Here is a 15,693-nt window from a genome sequence, read left to right as displayed (position 1 = left end):
GGTCTAAACATGTTTTTACACGGAACAAGTCGCATAAATAAACAGGGCCATCTTGAAATTGGTGGCGTTGATACAGTTGAATTAGCATCGAATTTCGGGACACCCCTTTACGTATATGACGTAGCTTTAATTCGGCAGCGTGCTAGAGGATTTAAAGAAACATTTGAAAAGCATGGAGTAAAAGCACAGGTCGCTTACGCAAGCAAAGCTTTTTCGACAATTGCAATGGTTCAAGTCGTTCACGAAGAAGGTCTTTCGTTAGACGTCGTGTCAGGAGGAGAATTGTATACAGCTTTAGCAGCTGATTTTCCTAGAGAACGTATTCATTTTCATGGAAACAACAAAAGCCGGGCAGAACTAGAAATGGCCATCAAAGAAGATGTAGGATGCATTGTAGTTGATAATTTTTATGAAATTACGCTGCTTCAGGAATTAACGGAACAGTATCAGAAAAAGATGCCTATTCTTCTAAGGTTAACACCTGGAATTGAAGCTCATACACACGATTATATCTTGACAGGACAGGAAGACTCTAAGTTTGGATTTGACCTTCAAAACGGCCAAGCAGACGAAGCGGTGCGCCTTGTGCAAAATAGCAAGTGGCTAGAGCTTTTAGGTATTCACTGTCATATAGGATCGCAAATTTTTGAAACAACAGGATTTATTATGGCGACTCAAAAGCTTTTTGCAAAAATGAAAGAATGGAAACAAAGCATAGAGTTTGTTCCACAAGTATTAAATTTAGGCGGCGGCTTTGGTATTCGTTATACGGAAGAAGATCAGCCTATCCCTGTTTCTCAGTATGTGGAAGTTATTATAGAAGAGGTAAAAAAGCAGTCCAAACAGTTAGAAGTAGAAATTCCTGAAATTTGGATTGAGCCTGGCCGCTCTCTTGTAGGAGATGCTGGAACGACCCTATATTCAATCGGTTCTCGTAAACACGTGCCTAATGTACGTGAATATGTAGCGATTGACGGAGGAATGAACGACAATATACGTCCTGCGCTGTATCAAGCGAAATATGAAGCAGTCATTGCCAATCGAATGAACGATGAGAATGATGAGCTTGTATCCATCGCAGGTAAGTGCTGCGAATCAGGGGATATGCTGATGTGGGATGTACACCTTCCAAAAACAAACCCAGATGATTTATTAGCGATGTTTTGTACAGGCGCTTACGGCTATTCTATGGCAAGCCATTATAACCGTTTACCAAAACCAGCTGTAGTGTTTGTAGAAGATGGAGAGGCGCAGCTAGTCGTAAAACGCGAAACATATGAAGATATTGTGAAAAATGACGTAAAATACAAAGTGACGGTAAAAAAGTAACGAGTGATTAACGTAAAAAAGAAGAGCCTCTGAAACAGGAGGCTCTTCTTTTTTATGAGAATAAAGATTTAATAGCATCAATAATATCAACAAAGAATTGTTTTAGTTTATCAAGAAATGATTGGCCTTCTTCTGACTGAAGAAATGTTGTTACTTTTTCTTTTGTTGCAGAAAGTTGGTCTTTCACTTGATTCCAGTCGATGTTCATATCTTTTAAACGATTGAAAAAGTCAACCAATGTATTAAGCTCTGAATCTGTTAATTTAATACCTAGATCATCAGCTACTCGCTGAATTAACGTGCGTAAATCATCCTTTGTTTGAGGATTTTCTTTGGCAATTTCTTCTTTAATCGTTGCCATAAACTGCGCAGCTTTTTCTTTACCGATTTTTTCACCAAGTTCAGATGTTTGGACCATCTCTTCGTTGGCAGCTTTTTTTACTTCTTCTGGGATTTTTTGATCTGTTTGAACTTCATATGCTTTCATTATACCTGTTAACGCAGCTGTACCAGATACTTCAAATGGAGCAGTAATCTGGATTTTTGCATCTTTAACGCCTGCGGTCATCAAAGCATTAATATACATGTCATCCGTAATACCATTAATATTTTGAGTTGATACGCTTAAACCAGAATCTTTTGAGCCAAGGGTAATACTAGAAGACGAAATAGCACGAGATCCAATAGTAGCCTTTGGAATAAAGTCACCTAAATATTCATGCTCTTCTTGGTTTGTCACGGTTACTGTTTGAGCATTGCTTGGTGCATCAAGATCATTTAATACCTGCTGCTTCTGAGAGCTAGTTAAGTCCTGCCCTAATGTGATAATCACATCGCCTGGAGCAGCGTCAGCAAAACTTTTTAAGGGTGCGGTTAGGAATAGAAGAAGACCTAATGTCACCATCATTGCTTTTATCGTTAATTTCAAACCTTTTTCCTCCTTTAATCCCATACTTGCCCTATTATAATACGGGCAGGTCTGAAGTAACAGAGTCAATTCATCATTTTCCCATAAATCAGTCTAGAGACGTAGATGTAGATTTTTAAATGAAATGAAATCTATGTATCTCCATTACTTTATTAGACGGATGATACTATAAAAAGTTTCATCTCACAACTACTATTTTTTAGGTAGATCCCTACGAGAGGAAAGTGAAAAAGTGCATTCATTGAATTCATGAGCTTGTTTGTAGTAGAATAGAGTGAGTTTATAATTGTAAGTGTTCTATCCTAGGTGGCATTTACAACTTTTACGTTTTGCCGCTTTGACAGGGGAAATAGAGCCTATAGCGGTACTAATACATATATTGGAGGTCATTTATATGAAAAAAGCAAGTATTTTAATGGAAAATGGCGAAAAAATTCTAATCGATTTATTTCCGAACGAAGCACCAGGAACAGTAGAGAACTTTGAAAAGTTAGCTAATGAAGGATTCTACAATGGCGTAACGTTCCACCGTGTTATCCCTGGGTTTGTTTCTCAAGGAGGAGACCCAACAGGTACAGGTGCTGGCGGCCCTGGCTATTCAATTAAATGTGAAACAGAAGGAAACCCTCACAAACATGAAGCGGGTTCTCTATCAATGGCGCATGCTGGTAAAGACACAGGCGGCAGTCAATTCTTCCTTGTTCATGAGCCACAGCCTCATTTAAACGGTGTTCACACTGTATTTGGAAAAGTAACAGAAGGACTTGATACAGTACTAAAAATGAAAAATGGCGACGTAATGAAAGAAGTAAAAGTCTGGGAAGAATAAGAGCATACTGCCATAAATGGATATCAACTAATAAAACGTCATAACAACCTTTGACAGGGGGTTACGGCGTTTTTTCTTCGCGCAACAGCTCAAAAAGCGTAATAGATTAGTTTTCTCATACAAGTATGACACATGACAAGCTTTTGTGTAATATTGCTATTTACTTATAAATTTTGTATGATAAAAGCAGTAAAAAACGCAGCGCATTAATTTGTAGGAAAGTTTGAGGACGAGGGAGAATCGTATGCTTATTCGCTATAAACGAAACTATGAAAAAATTGCCATGGGTCTTCTGTCGTTTGTACCTACGGAAAAAGATTTAAAAAAACTTCAACAAACGATGAAAGAATATGAGCAAAACGAACATTGGCAGCTGTATCTTTGGAAGCAAGAAGAAGATATTATTGGGATTGTTGGCATTTCCATACTCGATAAAAGTTTAATTGAGGTTCAACACGTTAGTGTAAACCCTTCACATCGCCAACAGGGCATTGGCAAAAAAATGATTAAAGCTCTTAAAGAAATGTATACGACTGCACAAATTAAACCGAGTGAAATCATTGCTCCGTTTTATGAAAAGTGTCAGGCGGATGAATAAAGAAAAGCGTGATTAAGGGAGGGGTGAAAACTTCCTTTACATCTTAGTTGTCATAAAACAACAGGTAGCTGCTAGCTACCTGTTGTTTTGTTTTGCCAGTAAGTTCGCTTGTCTTTCCGCAATCACATCTGAGCGATCTCGAGTGCTGTGACGATGAACAATCGCATCGTTTTGAAGATTAGAAGCTGATAACCAGACAAGCTGTTTGGCAGTGCTTCTTTGTTTGCAAGCTCTTAGTAATGCCGGATCTTCAATAGGCAAGTTAATACTTTTATATGGCTGATAGGTATCGATTAAAGCTAATTGTTTGCGAAGAAGTTTAAGCAGTAAAGGATAATTAAGTCCAAGCTGTACAATCTCTTCTTTTTCCTTCGTCAAAATTGCCAGTGCCTTTTGCATCGTCTTTTTGGCTCCCACGAAATTTTGGCGTCGATGATGATAGAGTGAAACAGCAATTTGAATAAGGCCCACCCAAATAATACTGCGTTGTCCTCTTTCGTCTTTTTTCCAGTGTTCTTCTAGCAGCTCATGACATTCAAAATAATCCCGGTCGCCATGAAAATGAACTAAATAATCAATGTAGGCTTGTGAATACAATCTTGTTCCCTCCTGGTAAGACTCTATATGTAGTGTATCACAAAAATTAGCTATTCATCAGCGCAGTGCTTTAAAGAGACAAACGTGCTCAAAGTGTGGCGAACACGTTTGTTTTTATTTAATATGTGTGGTTAGAAGCGTAAGCAAGAACAACCAACAATAATTAATAAAATAAACAGTACAATAATTAAAGCGAAACCGCTACCGTATCCACAAGATTTTTCACCCATGCGAGTTCCTCCTTCAGTCATTTCAAAATGTTATTGCCTTGACATCATATGTGTGCTGAAACTTTTTGTATGGGCAAATGACCTATTTTTACGTTAATTTGTATTGGACATGTGTCTATAATCCTCTATACTAATGATAGTAACTTTATGTAAAGCAGCAGAAATGATAAGCAATTGAAAAGTGTTGGTGAGATAAAAGTGGAATACAGTGTAAAAGTAGATGCGTTTGAAGGGCCTTTAGATCTTCTTCTGCATTTAATTAACCGGTTTGAAATTGATATTTACGATATTCCAGTAGCGACAATTACTGAGCAATATATGATGTTTATACATACGATGAATGAGCTTCAGCTAGACGTTGCTAGTGAGTATCTAGTCATGGCAGCAACTTTGCTTCAAATTAAAAGTAAAATGCTTTTGCCTACGTACGAAGAAGATATGGACGAGATTGAAATGGTTGATGAAGAAGATCCGCGTGAGGAATTGATGCAGCGCTTAATTGAATATCGAAAGTTTAAAGAAGCGGCAGTGGAGCTTCAAAAGCTGGAAGAAGACCAAAGTCATGTGTATACAAAACCTCCAAGCCGTGTGCAAATAAATGTAGAAGAACGTACGCAGCCTCAGGACGAAGGGCTGGATATATCTCTGTATGATATGTTAAGTGCTTTTCAAAAGTTGATGAAACGAAAGCAAAACAAAAAGCCTATGCAGACGAAAATAGCAAGACAAGATATTCCGATTGACAAGCGCATGAGCGAAATTGTTAATGAATTAAAAGCCTTTAAAGGGAAAAAGAGTTTTTATCAGCTGTTTCCTTATCAAGAGCGTGACCATATCGTCGTAACGTTTTTAGCTGTGCTGGAACTGATGAAAGAAAATGAAATCATTGTAGAGCAGCAGCACAATTTAGACGAGCTTTATGTATCGTATCGAGAAAGGAAGGAAGAGGAATGACAACGAATAATCTACAGGCTATTATTGAGAGCTTACTTTTTATTTCTGGTGATGAAGGTTTATCAATTAGCCGTTTAGCTGAGATTATAGAAAAGTCTGTTGAAGAAATTCAAGGTGCTTTAAATCGGTTAGAGCAAGAGTGTGAGTTCAGAGGAGTTACACTTGTTGAAATAGGAGGAGCCTACCAGCTTGTCACAAAAAAAGAGTATGCACCATACATTGAGAAGCTAGTAGAAGCTCCCGCTAATCAATCATTATCACAAGCAGCGCTAGAAACATTAGCAATTGTAGCCTATAAGCAACCAATTACAAGAGCTGAAATTGAAGAGATTCGAGGAGTAAAAACAGAAAGACCTCTTCAAACTTTAATTGGAAAAGTACTATTAAAGGAAGTAGGACGAGCAGAAGGCGCAGGGCGGGCTATTCTATACGGAACGACAAAAGAATTTCTAGGCTATTTTGGCCTTAAAAGTATCGAGGAGCTGCCGCCGCTTCCAGAAGATCTATTACAGGAAGGAAACGATCAAGAAGCTGATTTGTTTTTTCAATCGTTTCAAGAAATGAAGTAAAAAAAGTAAAAGGACATAGAGTTTTTCTATGTTCTTTTTTGTATGGACAAATCTTTTCATTCATAACCAAAAAAGACGAGCATAAACTTGTACAAACAGGTAGAGGGACGGGGATGACATGAAAAGAAGCAAAAAAAGTATCATCTATCTATTTATTGTATTGCTATGTCTCAGCGGTTGGCCTTCCATATCATCTGCAGCAGGGAGTATAAGTGCTCATAGTGCTATTTTGATGGAACAGAAGTCAGGGAGAGTGTTATATGCTAAAAATGCAGATCAAGTTAGCCGGATTGCTAGCATCACAAAAATTATGACAGCAATACTGGCGATTGAATCTGGCAAAATAAATAAAACAGTTACCGTTAGCCACAACGCAGTTGGCGTTGAAGGTTCTTCTGTGTATTTAGTTGAAGGTGAAAAAATAAAATTAAAAGATTTAGTGTATGGCTTGATGCTTCGTTCAGGTAATGATGCTGCTGTAGCTATCGCAGAAGCTGTTGGAGGAAGCGAAGATGGGTTTGTTTATTTGATGAATAAAAAAGCAGAAGAAATTGGCATGACAAATACAACATTTCAAAACCCGCATGGATTAGACGATCATGAAAATCATCGCTCAACAGCGCATGATATGGCTCTGCTTATGCGTTATGCAATGAATAACAAAGTTTTTAAAGAGATTTCAGGGACAAAAGTTTATCGAATGAAGCACCCTGAAGAGAAATGGGATCGAGTGTGGAAAAACAAAAATAAACTGCTGACAACACTATATGCATACTGTACTGGTGGAAAAACAGGGTATACAAAATTAGCAAAACGAACGCTTGTGACAACTGCTACAAAAGATGAAATGGATTTAATTGCTGTAACGATTAATGCCCCAGATGATTGGAACGATCACATTTCTATGTATGAAAATGCATTTGATAAATATGATATGACCAGTTTAGCTGCAAAAGGAGAATTGGCCGATATAAAAAATTCTTTCTATAAAGATCAATTGTATATTAAACGAAATGTCGTCTATCCGCTTACAAAGAAAGAACAGAGCTCTGTAGAAGTGAAAACAACGTTAATTAAGCCTAAAAAACAGTGGAAAGAAACAGGGGAAGTTCCAAACGTTGTAGGAAAGCTCGATATTTATAGAAGTGGAGAGACGATTGACAGTGTTCCTATTTATTTCGAAAAGCATGCTGAGCAACAAGAAGGCTTCTTTGATAGAGTGAAGCGATTAATGTTTATTCAGTCTGGAGCAAAAACAGATGGTTAATATTATTTGGATGATGCTGACCATTATCGGAATTGTCTTTGCGATTATAAATGGAAAAATTGGTGATGTAAACAAAGCAATTTTTCAAGGAGCGGGGGAAGCGGTGACCATCAGCATTGGGTTAATCAGCGTGCTGGTCTTCTGGTTAGGCATGATGAATATTGCTCAAAGTGCAGGTCTTCTCGACAAGTTAGCGAAACTATTTCGGCCCATCATTACAAGGCTTTTTCCGGACGTTCCAAAAGACCATCCGGCCTTAGGATACATATTGTCCAATATGATGGCGAATATGTTTGGGCTCGGGAATGCAGCAACTCCTCTTGGCATTAAAGCGATGGAGCAGCTTAAAAAGCTAAACGGCGATAGGGACGAGGCAAGCCGCTCTATGATCACACTTTTAGCACTTAATACAACCAGTTTAACGCTTATACCGACAACCGTTATTGCGATTCGGATTACGTATAACTCGTCTAACCCTACTGAAATTGTGGGTACAACGCTTTTAGCGACTGTTGTAGCTACGATAGGAGCTATCATCATTGATCGCTTCTTTTATTATCGACGCACACGAAAAGGAGGAAAACGAAAATGACTATGCTTAATCAAGTATCATTGATGTTTATTCCCCTTATCGTAGGCTGTATTTTACTTTACGGAACCTATAAAAAAATTCCTACGTATGAAAAGTTTGTAGAGGGAGGAAAAGATGGTTTGCAAATTGCTTTCTCCATCATTCCTTACTTAGTCGGAATGTTGGTGAGCATCTCTATTTTTCGGGCCTCAGGAGCACTTGATTTTTTCTTATCTGTTTTAAAACCGATGCTTCAAGCAGTTGGCGTTCCGGCTGAAATCGTACCTTTAGCGCTTATCAAGCCGATATCTGGAACGGCCGCTCTTGGTATCACGACGGATCTAATTTCTACATACGGCCCTGATTCTTTTATCGGTCGTTTGGCATCGACCATGCAGGGAAGTACGGATACCACGTTTTATATTTTAACGGTTTATTTTGGAGCGGTTGGCATTAAAAAAATGGGAGATGCGTTAAAGGTCGGTTTACTGGCAGATTTGGTCGGGATTATTGCATCTGTGGTTATCGTGATTCTTGTATTTGGCCGGTAAGAAATCGAAAATTCTACCTCTGTGTGGCAAATAGACTTGTGTATTACTTCGTAAACAAGTAAGATGTTACAAGAGGTGAAGTGTTAATGGAACGATTACAAAAAGTGATTGCCCACGCAGGTGTAGCATCAAGACGTAAAGCTGAAGAATTAATTGGCCAAGGCCGAGTGAAAGTAAATGGAAAAGTTGTAAGAGAATTGGGTACAAAAGTAGGCCCTAACGATAAAATTGAAGTAGATGAAGTGCCGGTCGAAAGCGAAGCGCCTGTTTATTTTATGTTATATAAGCCAAGAGGTGTGATTTCAGCCGCTAACGACGACAAGGGCAGAAAAACAGTGGTTGACTTCTTTCCACACGTAGAAGAAAGAATTTATCCGATTGGACGTCTGGACTATGATACATCGGGTTTACTTCTTTTAACAAACGATGGTGAATTTGCCAATCAGCTGATGCACCCGAAATTTGAAGTGGACAAAGTGTACGTGGCTAAAATTAAAGGAATTCCAAGTCGTGAAAAAATCAGGGAGCTACAGCGAGGGGTTATGCTTGAAGATGGGAAAACAGCGCCGGCTCGTGCAAAAGTTCTTTCCATTGATAAAAGCAAGCAGACAGCGATTGTAGAATTGACTATTCACGAAGGGAAAAATCGTCAAGTACGTCGCATGTTTGATGCAATCGGCCATTCTGTATTAAAATTAAAACGTGAGCGCTACGGCTTTTTAGACTTACGCGGATTAAATGCGGGAGAAGCACGTGAGCTTACAGCACATGAAGTCAAACAATTATATTCAATGTCCCAAACAGGTAAGTAATTTTCACTTACCTGTTTTTTTTATGAAAAATGTCGCGAATTAGAAAATCAAGAAAGGTTTTTTGAAAAAATGTCGAACTTGTAGAATAAGAGGAAGACTTCACAGAAACGTCGAAATATTATCGGAAAGCCACTACCAAAAAAATGATATAATGGTAGAAAAAAAGCGTATTGAAAGCGGTTAAAAGGAGTTCGTGCCATGAAAAAAAAGCGCTTGATTATTCGTACAGTTATATTAGCAGTTTTACTGTGCGCGGTTGGATATACCCTTTATGCTCAATTTTTCGCAGATAAACAAAAGGTATCAGTAGGGGATCAGGCACCTGACTTTATATTAAGAGATGTTAATGGAGAAACTCATCAGCTATCAGATTACAAAGGCAAAGGAGTTTTTTTGAATTTTTGGGGAACATGGTGCAAGCCCTGTAAACAAGAGATGCCAGCTATGGAAAAGCAGTATGCAGCATATAAAAAGCAAGGCGTTGAAATTTTAGCTGTTAACGTTGCAGAAACGAATATAGCAGTAGAACAGTTTGCTAAACAGTATGGGCTATCTTTTCCCATTTTGATGGATAAAGATTCACAAGTTTTGGGTGCATACGGAATAGATCCTCTGCCTACTACATTTTTAATTGATAAAAATGGAAAGATTGTAGACAGCTTTATTGGGGGATTGGAGGAATCTAAAATAAAAGAATATATGGAACGAATTAAACCATAGGGAGTGTTGACAATGAAACACGTAAAATGTGAATGTGGACACGTTAACCCGCATGGTACGATTTTGTGTGAAGCCTGTGGTAAGCCGATTGCAGAAGAAACAACTGATAAATTAGTGGATATGCGTTATGAAGGAAGCGCAAGGCGATCGCAAACGTACAATAAAACAGTTATTGATAAAATGTGGAATTTTTTCTCTTCTGTAAAAGTAGGTATTTGGATCATTGTTGTGACGCTTGTTGCGTCTGCAGTCGGAACCATCTATCCTCAAGAAGCTTACATACCTCCCAACGTGACGGCAGATGAGTATTACCAAAAGGAATATGGATGGACAGGAGAGCTTTATTATAAATTAGGTTTTCATCATCTTTACGAATCGTGGTGGTACTTGCTTTTAATTGCTGCTTTAGGAATGTCGTTAGTCATTTGTAGTTTAGATCGAGTAGTGCCTTTGTATCGAGCTCTAAAAAAACAAAGTGTCACAAAACATACGAACTTCTTAAAAAGACAGCGTTTGTATAGCATAACGTCATCGTGGACGGAGCAAGATTATAAACATGTAAAAAGCATGCTTAAAAAAAGAAGGTACTCCATTCGTGAAGAAAACGGCAATCTGCTGGCTGAAAAAGGACGCTTCTCAAGATGGGGCCCATACGTTAATCATATCGGTCTTATTATCTTTTTACTAGGTGCTATGCTTAGATTTGTACCAGGCATGTATATAGATGAAGTTCTTTGGATTCGTGAAGGTGAAACGAAAGTTATTCCTGGAACGAACGGAGAATATTTTTTGAAAAACCATCGTTTTACTGTTGAAACGTATGATAAAAATAGTGAAAGCGCCGTGTTTCAAGAAGCCATTGATCGTGCAGGGAATAATAAAGTGGCCAAAAAATATGAAGCGGATGTTAGTCTGTATAAGCGCGAAGGAAAGCTTATACCAGGAGCAGATCCAACGTTAAAGAAAATAAAAGATTCAGAGATTCGTGTGAATCAGCCACTTAAGTTTGAGGGATATGCTATGTACCAAGTGGACTTCAAATTAAATGAGTTCAGCTCTATGTCTTTCCATTTAACAGATAAAAATGCAAGTAAAAACGTTGGTTCACTTACAGTAGATTTACATAATCCAAAGGAAACATATGATTTAAAAAACGGATATAAAGTTAAGCTTATGAGTTACTTTCCAGATTTTTTCTTTGATGATGAAGGAAATCCAAATACAAAGACAAGAGTGCCTAACAATCCGGCTTTTGTATTTAAAATGATTACGCCTCAGCATAAAAAAGGAGAAGTTGCTTTTGTTGGAATTAGAGAAAACTTGGAGCCGCTAGGAAACAACGATTATAAAATGACGTTTGCTGGTGTGGAAACGAAAAATGTAACGGGATTAACCGTTCGCAGAGACTATACGCTTTGGTTTTTAGGGATTGGCGGAGCCATCTTTATGATTGGTGTGATTCAAGGAATGTATTGGAATCACCGTCGTCTGTGGATTCAAAAAGTCAATAATGAGATATGGTTAGCCGCACATACAAATAAAAACTGGTATGGTCTTAAAAAAGAATTGAATGGTTTATTAGAATCAACCTCTCTTACACAGCTGAAGGATCAAAATGATAAAGAAACGAAATAGGAGGAAAAAGCATGGATTATGCGAGTATAAGTAGTAATTTACTGTATGTGGCGTTTATTGCTTATTTAGTCGCAACCTTTTTTTTCGGAGGAGCTATTCGAGATAAGCGAGCAGCTCAAAAGAAAACAAAGTGGGCAACGTTTGGAATTGCGGTTACCATCATCGGATTTATTGCACAGGTTGGCTACTTCATTGCAAGATGGATTGCATCAGGCCACGCTCCTGTTAGTAATTTATTTGAATTTACCACGTTTTTTGGCATGATGCTTGTTGGCGCATTTATTGTTATTTACTTTATTTATCGTATTAGCATGCTTGGACTTTTTGCATTGCCGGTGGCTCTTTTAATTATTGCTTATGCAAGCATGTTTCCAACTGAAATTACGCCGCTGATACCGGCTCTCCAAACGAATTGGCTGCATATTCACGTAACAACTGCAGCTACGGGTGAAGCCGTGCTTTCTATTAGCTTTGTCGCAGGATTAATTTATTTAATCAAAACCATTGATCAATCCAAGCGAAGCAAAAAAGCATTTTGGCTGGAATTCATCCTGTATACGCTTATTAGTACGCTTGGGTTTGTAGCGGTGACGCTTGCTTTTAACGCGGCTCACTACCAGTCATCATTTAATTGGGTTAATAAAAGTGGAGAACAAGAGCAAGTAGTATATCATATGGTTCCACTAGTGGGCCCTCATCAAAGTGAGTGGACAGAGGGGAACGATATACAGCCGCTTGTTGATATGCCGGCTATTATCAATGCTAAAAAACTGAATACGGTCATTTGGTCGTTAGCCGGTGGTTTTGTAGTATACTGGCTGATTCGTGTCATTTTACGGAAGCGAATTGGAGCCGCACTGCAGCCGCTTGTGAAGCAGGTAAACAGCGACTTGCTTGATGAAGTAAGCTACAGAGCAGTGGCAATTGGATTTCCTATTTTTACACTAGGAGCACTTATTTTCGCTATGATTTGGGCTCAGATGGCTTGGACGCGCTTTTGGGGATGGGATCCTAAAGAGGTGTGGGCCCTGATTACCTTTTTATTTTATGCTGCTTTTCTTCATCTTCGGCTGTCTAAAGGATGGCACGGTGAAAAATCAGCTTGGCTGGCAGTTATCGGGTTTGCCATCATTATGTTCAACTTAGTGGCTGTGAACCTAGTTATTGCAGGTTTACATTCATATGCGTAACCGTTAAAAATATAAAAGAGGCTGGGGAAAAGGTGTTTTAGTTGAAGGAAGATCCGAACGATGAATTGAGATTCTTGATGGAGAATCACATTCGTTCGGATTTTTTCATTGATATGGTGAACGTAGGCTTCATGCATGTAGGTGCTTCTAGCGGTTGATTTGAGGGCAAGGCTCACCTGTTCCGCTTTTCTCGCAGAAGTCTTGCACGGAAATCAACAGCGGTGTAACAAGCGATCCCTACTAGCTCCTTTATTCTATTTGTTCGTCTGTAGATTGGATAGATTTCGTTATGTTTCAACCTCTTTTTTGGGGGGAAAGGAGGTTTTTCGTAAAGGTGTTCACGAATTGTCACATTGTTTGGGTAACATAAGTAGAACTCGTCGGTTTTTTTTTGTACACTAAGACTAGGAGGTTGAAAATACATGCAAAACGAACAAAGATTACTGCTAGTAGACGATGAAGATCGCATTAGACGATTGTTAAAAATGTACTTAGAAAAAGAAGGATACATCATTGAAGAAGCAGCCGATGGGCATGAGGCAATCGAAAAAGCATTACACATAGATTATGATTTGATTGTATTAGATTTAATGATGCCTGGCATAGATGGTATTGAGGTTTGTAAACAAATTCGTGAGAAAAAAGCAACTCCTATTATCATGCTTACAGCTAAAGGAGAAGAAGTAAACCGAGTCCAAGGGTTTGAAGTAGGTACAGATGATTATATCGTCAAGCCGTTTAGCCCACGAGAAGTAGTTCTTCGCGTAAAAGCACTGCTTCGACGTTCTTCTCAGGCAACGTTTATCCAGCCGGAAACGAGCGTGAAAAATCTTATTGTCTTTGATCACTTAACGATTGATAATGATGCACATCGCGTTACAGCCGATGGAAAAGAAGTTAACTTAACTCCGAAAGAATACGAATTATTATGCTACCTTGCAAAAACGCCAGACAAAGTATATGACAGAGAGCAGCTGCTGCGTGAAGTATGGCATTATGATTTCTTTGGAGATCTTCGTACGGTAGATACACACGTCAAGCGTCTGCGCGAAAAGTTAAATCGCGTATCATCACAAGCGGCGAAAATGATTGTAACCGTTTGGGGCGTCGGGTATAAATTTGAGGTTGAAAATAACTGATGTTTTGGAGAAGTGTAGTTGGTAAACTATGGTTTACTATCCTATTGCTCGTTACGCTTGTTTTATTTATTTTGACCATTTTACTGCTTCAGTTTTTTGAAAATTATCATGTTGTAGATGCAGAAAACCGTTTAACCAAAACGGCCGCTAAAATCTCTACTATTGTGCAAGAAACGGACGATGAAAAACTAGGACTATCCATTGCTCGTGAACTTGCAGATCAAGCAAGTGTAGTCATTGTCCAAGACAAAGATTTTTACTGGCATTCCACACATCCTGATAAAGAAAACAAGAAAGCTATTTCTACCATTGTGAAACAAAACGATCAGCTAAATCAAGTGGTTGAAAAAGGTAAAGTAGTACGAGAAAAAATGTACATGACCACAAAGAAAGACACCAGTGATGAGCCTTTAATGTTTGTTGTAGGTGTACCTTTAATGAAGGATAATAAACCAACAGGCGGCGTTTATTTGTATCAATCTCTTTCTGAAATTGAAGAACCCGCTCAATATGCGACTAAGTTCATTTTATTGGCTGCAGGTATTGCTATTATTTTAACTACCATTTTTGCTTTCTTCTTATCTACTCGAATTACAGCGCCTCTTAGAAAAATGAGGCAGGCGGCATTTGAAGTAACGAAAGGGAACTTTGATACAAAAGTACCGATTTTAACTCACGATGAAATTGGAGAGTTAGCGATTGCTTTTAATCAAATGGGCAGGCAGTTAAAATTTAATCTCAATGCACTTAATCAGGAAAAAGAGCAACTTTCAAGTATTCTAAGCAGTATGGCAGACGGCGTTATTACGTTTAGTAGAGACGGATCGATTTTAATTACTAATCCTCCAGCGGAGCATTTTCTTCAGACTTGGTATTACGAGCAGGATGTTAACAATCAGCAGGTGCCTGAGCTTCCAGCAAACGTCGTGCATTTGTTTCAAACGGTGGTAGAAACTGAAACAGAGCGAAGCGCAGAGCTGAAAATCCAAGGGAAAACGTGGGTCATTTTGATGTCACCGCTTTACAATCAAACGAAAATTCGCGGTGCTGTAGCTGTACTACGAGACATGTCTGAAGAGCGTAAACTTGATAAATCTAGAAAAGATTTTATTGCAAACGTTTCGCATGAATTGCGTACACCTATTTCTATGCTTCAAGGTTATAGTGAAGCTATTATTGACGATATTGCAAGTACGGATGAAGAAAAGAAAGAAATTGCACAGGTAATTTATGATGAATCGCTCCGTATGGGCCGGCTTGTAAATGAACTTTTAGATTTGGCGCGAATGGAAGCGGGGCATGTGCAGCTTCACTTAGATTCTGTAGCAATGGTTGAATTTACAGAACGCGTTTTGCGTAAGTTTCAAGGGTTAGCTAAAGAAAAGCATATCACCCTGTCTCTTAATGGAGAAATAGAAGATGAATTTGAAGCGATGATTGATTCAGATCGAATGGAACAAGTGCTGACAAACTTAATTGACAATGCAATTCGCCATACGGATGACTACGGAGAAGTAAGGCTGCATCTTGATAAAAGTCAATCAGAAATCCATCTCTCTGTTCAAGATACAGGAGCAGGCATTCCAAAAGAAGATCTTCCATATGTATTTGAACGATTTTATAAAGCGGATAAAGCCAGAACGAGAGGAAAGTCAGGAACTGGTCTTGGGCTTGCAATTGCCAAAAATATCGTGGAGGCACATCAAGGGATCATTGCAGTTGAAAGTGAATTAAATGAAGGAACAACCTTCTTTATCAAGCTGCCAAAATAAAC

General features: G+C 38.6%; 17 protein-coding genes. 14 read left to right on the top strand and 3 right to left on the bottom strand.

Going from position 1 to position 15,693, the window contains the following annotated elements:
• Window positions 1-9: 9 nt before the first annotated feature.
• Complete coding sequence (gene lysA / locus ACLHDF_RS06210; RefSeq protein WP_413918059.1) at window positions 10-1,329, top strand: diaminopimelate decarboxylase; 1,320 nt, start codon at window positions 10-12, stop codon at window positions 1,327-1,329.
• Between the two features lie 52 nt (window positions 1,330-1,381).
• On the opposite strand, the gene ACLHDF_RS06205 is transcribed toward lysA, so the two are convergent.
• On the bottom strand, window positions 1,382-2,257 hold the full coding sequence (locus tag ACLHDF_RS06205; RefSeq protein WP_014458307.1) for a DUF1002 domain-containing protein: 876 nt from the start codon (window positions 2,255-2,257) through the stop codon (window positions 1,382-1,384).
• Window positions 2,258-2,651: 394 nt separating this feature from the next.
• Between ACLHDF_RS06205 and ACLHDF_RS06200 the strand changes: the two genes are divergently transcribed.
• Both ACLHDF_RS06200 and ACLHDF_RS06195 read left to right on the top strand, forming a co-directional pair.
• On the top strand, window positions 2,652-3,086 hold the full coding sequence (locus ACLHDF_RS06200) for a peptidylprolyl isomerase (RefSeq protein WP_013059064.1): 435 nt from the start codon (window positions 2,652-2,654) through the stop codon (window positions 3,084-3,086).
• Between the two features lie 244 nt (window positions 3,087-3,330).
• Window positions 3,331-3,684: a GNAT family N-acetyltransferase gene (locus ACLHDF_RS06195; protein WP_271989562.1), complete on the top strand. Its 354-nt coding sequence runs from the start codon at window positions 3,331-3,333 to the stop codon at window positions 3,682-3,684.
• A 75-nt stretch (window positions 3,685-3,759) separates the two neighbouring features.
• Here the strand turns inward: ACLHDF_RS06195 and ACLHDF_RS06190 are convergent, their stop codons facing one another.
• Both ACLHDF_RS06190 and ACLHDF_RS06185 read right to left on the bottom strand, forming a co-directional pair.
• Window positions 3,760-4,281, bottom strand: a complete 522-nt coding sequence (locus ACLHDF_RS06190; RefSeq protein ID WP_413918058.1) for a DUF309 domain-containing protein — start codon at window positions 4,279-4,281, stop codon at window positions 3,760-3,762.
• A 131-nt stretch (window positions 4,282-4,412) separates the two neighbouring features.
• On the bottom strand, window positions 4,413-4,511 hold the full coding sequence (locus tag ACLHDF_RS06185; protein WP_328243918.1) for a YjcZ family sporulation protein: 99 nt from the start codon (window positions 4,509-4,511) through the stop codon (window positions 4,413-4,415).
• 198 nt (window positions 4,512-4,709) lie between these two features.
• On the opposite strand from ACLHDF_RS06185, the gene ACLHDF_RS06180 reads away from it, so the two are divergent.
• The 11 genes from ACLHDF_RS06180 to ACLHDF_RS06130 all read left to right on the top strand — a co-directional run bounded on the left by ACLHDF_RS06180 (window position 4,710) and on the right by ACLHDF_RS06130 (window position 15,691).
• A complete protein-coding gene (locus tag ACLHDF_RS06180; RefSeq protein WP_413918057.1) occupies window positions 4,710-5,465 on the top strand; it encodes a segregation/condensation protein A in 756 nt (251 codons plus the stop codon).
• On the top strand, window positions 5,462-6,034 hold the full coding sequence (gene scpB / locus ACLHDF_RS06175) for an SMC-Scp complex subunit ScpB (RefSeq protein ID WP_413918056.1): 573 nt from the start codon (window positions 5,462-5,464) through the stop codon (window positions 6,032-6,034). The genes ACLHDF_RS06180 and scpB overlap by 4 nt, the downstream gene beginning before the upstream one ends.
• Before the next feature lie 118 nt (window positions 6,035-6,152).
• Window positions 6,153-7,301, top strand: a complete 1,149-nt coding sequence (locus ACLHDF_RS06170) for a D-alanyl-D-alanine carboxypeptidase family protein (protein WP_413918055.1) — start codon at window positions 6,153-6,155, stop codon at window positions 7,299-7,301.
• On the top strand, window positions 7,294-7,893 hold the full coding sequence (locus ACLHDF_RS06165) for a nucleoside recognition domain-containing protein (protein ID WP_413918054.1): 600 nt from the start codon (window positions 7,294-7,296) through the stop codon (window positions 7,891-7,893). Before ACLHDF_RS06170 ends, ACLHDF_RS06165 begins: the two co-directional genes overlap by 8 nt.
• Window positions 7,890-8,423: a spore maturation protein gene (locus tag ACLHDF_RS06160; protein WP_013084923.1), complete on the top strand. Its 534-nt coding sequence runs from the start codon at window positions 7,890-7,892 to the stop codon at window positions 8,421-8,423. Before ACLHDF_RS06165 ends, ACLHDF_RS06160 begins: the two co-directional genes overlap by 4 nt.
• 86 nt (window positions 8,424-8,509) lie before the next feature.
• Complete coding sequence (locus ACLHDF_RS06155; protein WP_413918053.1) at window positions 8,510-9,235, top strand: pseudouridine synthase; 726 nt, start codon at window positions 8,510-8,512, stop codon at window positions 9,233-9,235.
• Between the two features lie 198 nt (window positions 9,236-9,433).
• Window positions 9,434-9,955, top strand: a complete 522-nt coding sequence (resA, locus tag ACLHDF_RS06150; RefSeq protein ID WP_413918052.1) for a thiol-disulfide oxidoreductase ResA — start codon at window positions 9,434-9,436, stop codon at window positions 9,953-9,955.
• A gap of 12 nt (window positions 9,956-9,967) precedes the next feature.
• Window positions 9,968-11,590: a cytochrome c biogenesis protein ResB gene (locus tag ACLHDF_RS06145; RefSeq protein WP_413918051.1), complete on the top strand. Its 1,623-nt coding sequence runs from the start codon at window positions 9,968-9,970 to the stop codon at window positions 11,588-11,590.
• Window positions 11,591-11,601: 11 nt separating this feature from the next.
• Window positions 11,602-12,780, top strand: a complete 1,179-nt coding sequence (ccsB, locus tag ACLHDF_RS06140; RefSeq protein ID WP_413918050.1) for a c-type cytochrome biogenesis protein CcsB — start codon at window positions 11,602-11,604, stop codon at window positions 12,778-12,780.
• Window positions 12,781-13,202: 422 nt separating this feature from the next.
• The gene (locus ACLHDF_RS06135; protein WP_013059051.1) at window positions 13,203-13,919 is read left to right on the top strand and encodes a response regulator transcription factor; all 717 of its coding nucleotides are present in this window, start codon (window positions 13,203-13,205) and stop codon (window positions 13,917-13,919) included.
• Window positions 13,919-15,691 carry an ATP-binding protein gene (locus ACLHDF_RS06130; RefSeq protein WP_413918049.1) on the top strand — a complete coding sequence of 591 codons (1,773 nt, stop codon included), beginning with the start codon at window positions 13,919-13,921 and terminating at the stop codon, window positions 15,689-15,691. Before ACLHDF_RS06135 ends, ACLHDF_RS06130 begins: the two co-directional genes overlap by 1 nt.
• Window positions 15,692-15,693 lie beyond the last annotated feature (2 nt).

This window comes from Priestia megaterium, assembly GCF_046599315.1.
GTDB classification, from domain to species: Bacteria; Bacillota; Bacilli; order Bacillales; family Bacillaceae_H; genus Priestia; species Priestia megaterium_F.
This window is presented reverse-complemented; position numbering and strand designations above follow the sequence as displayed.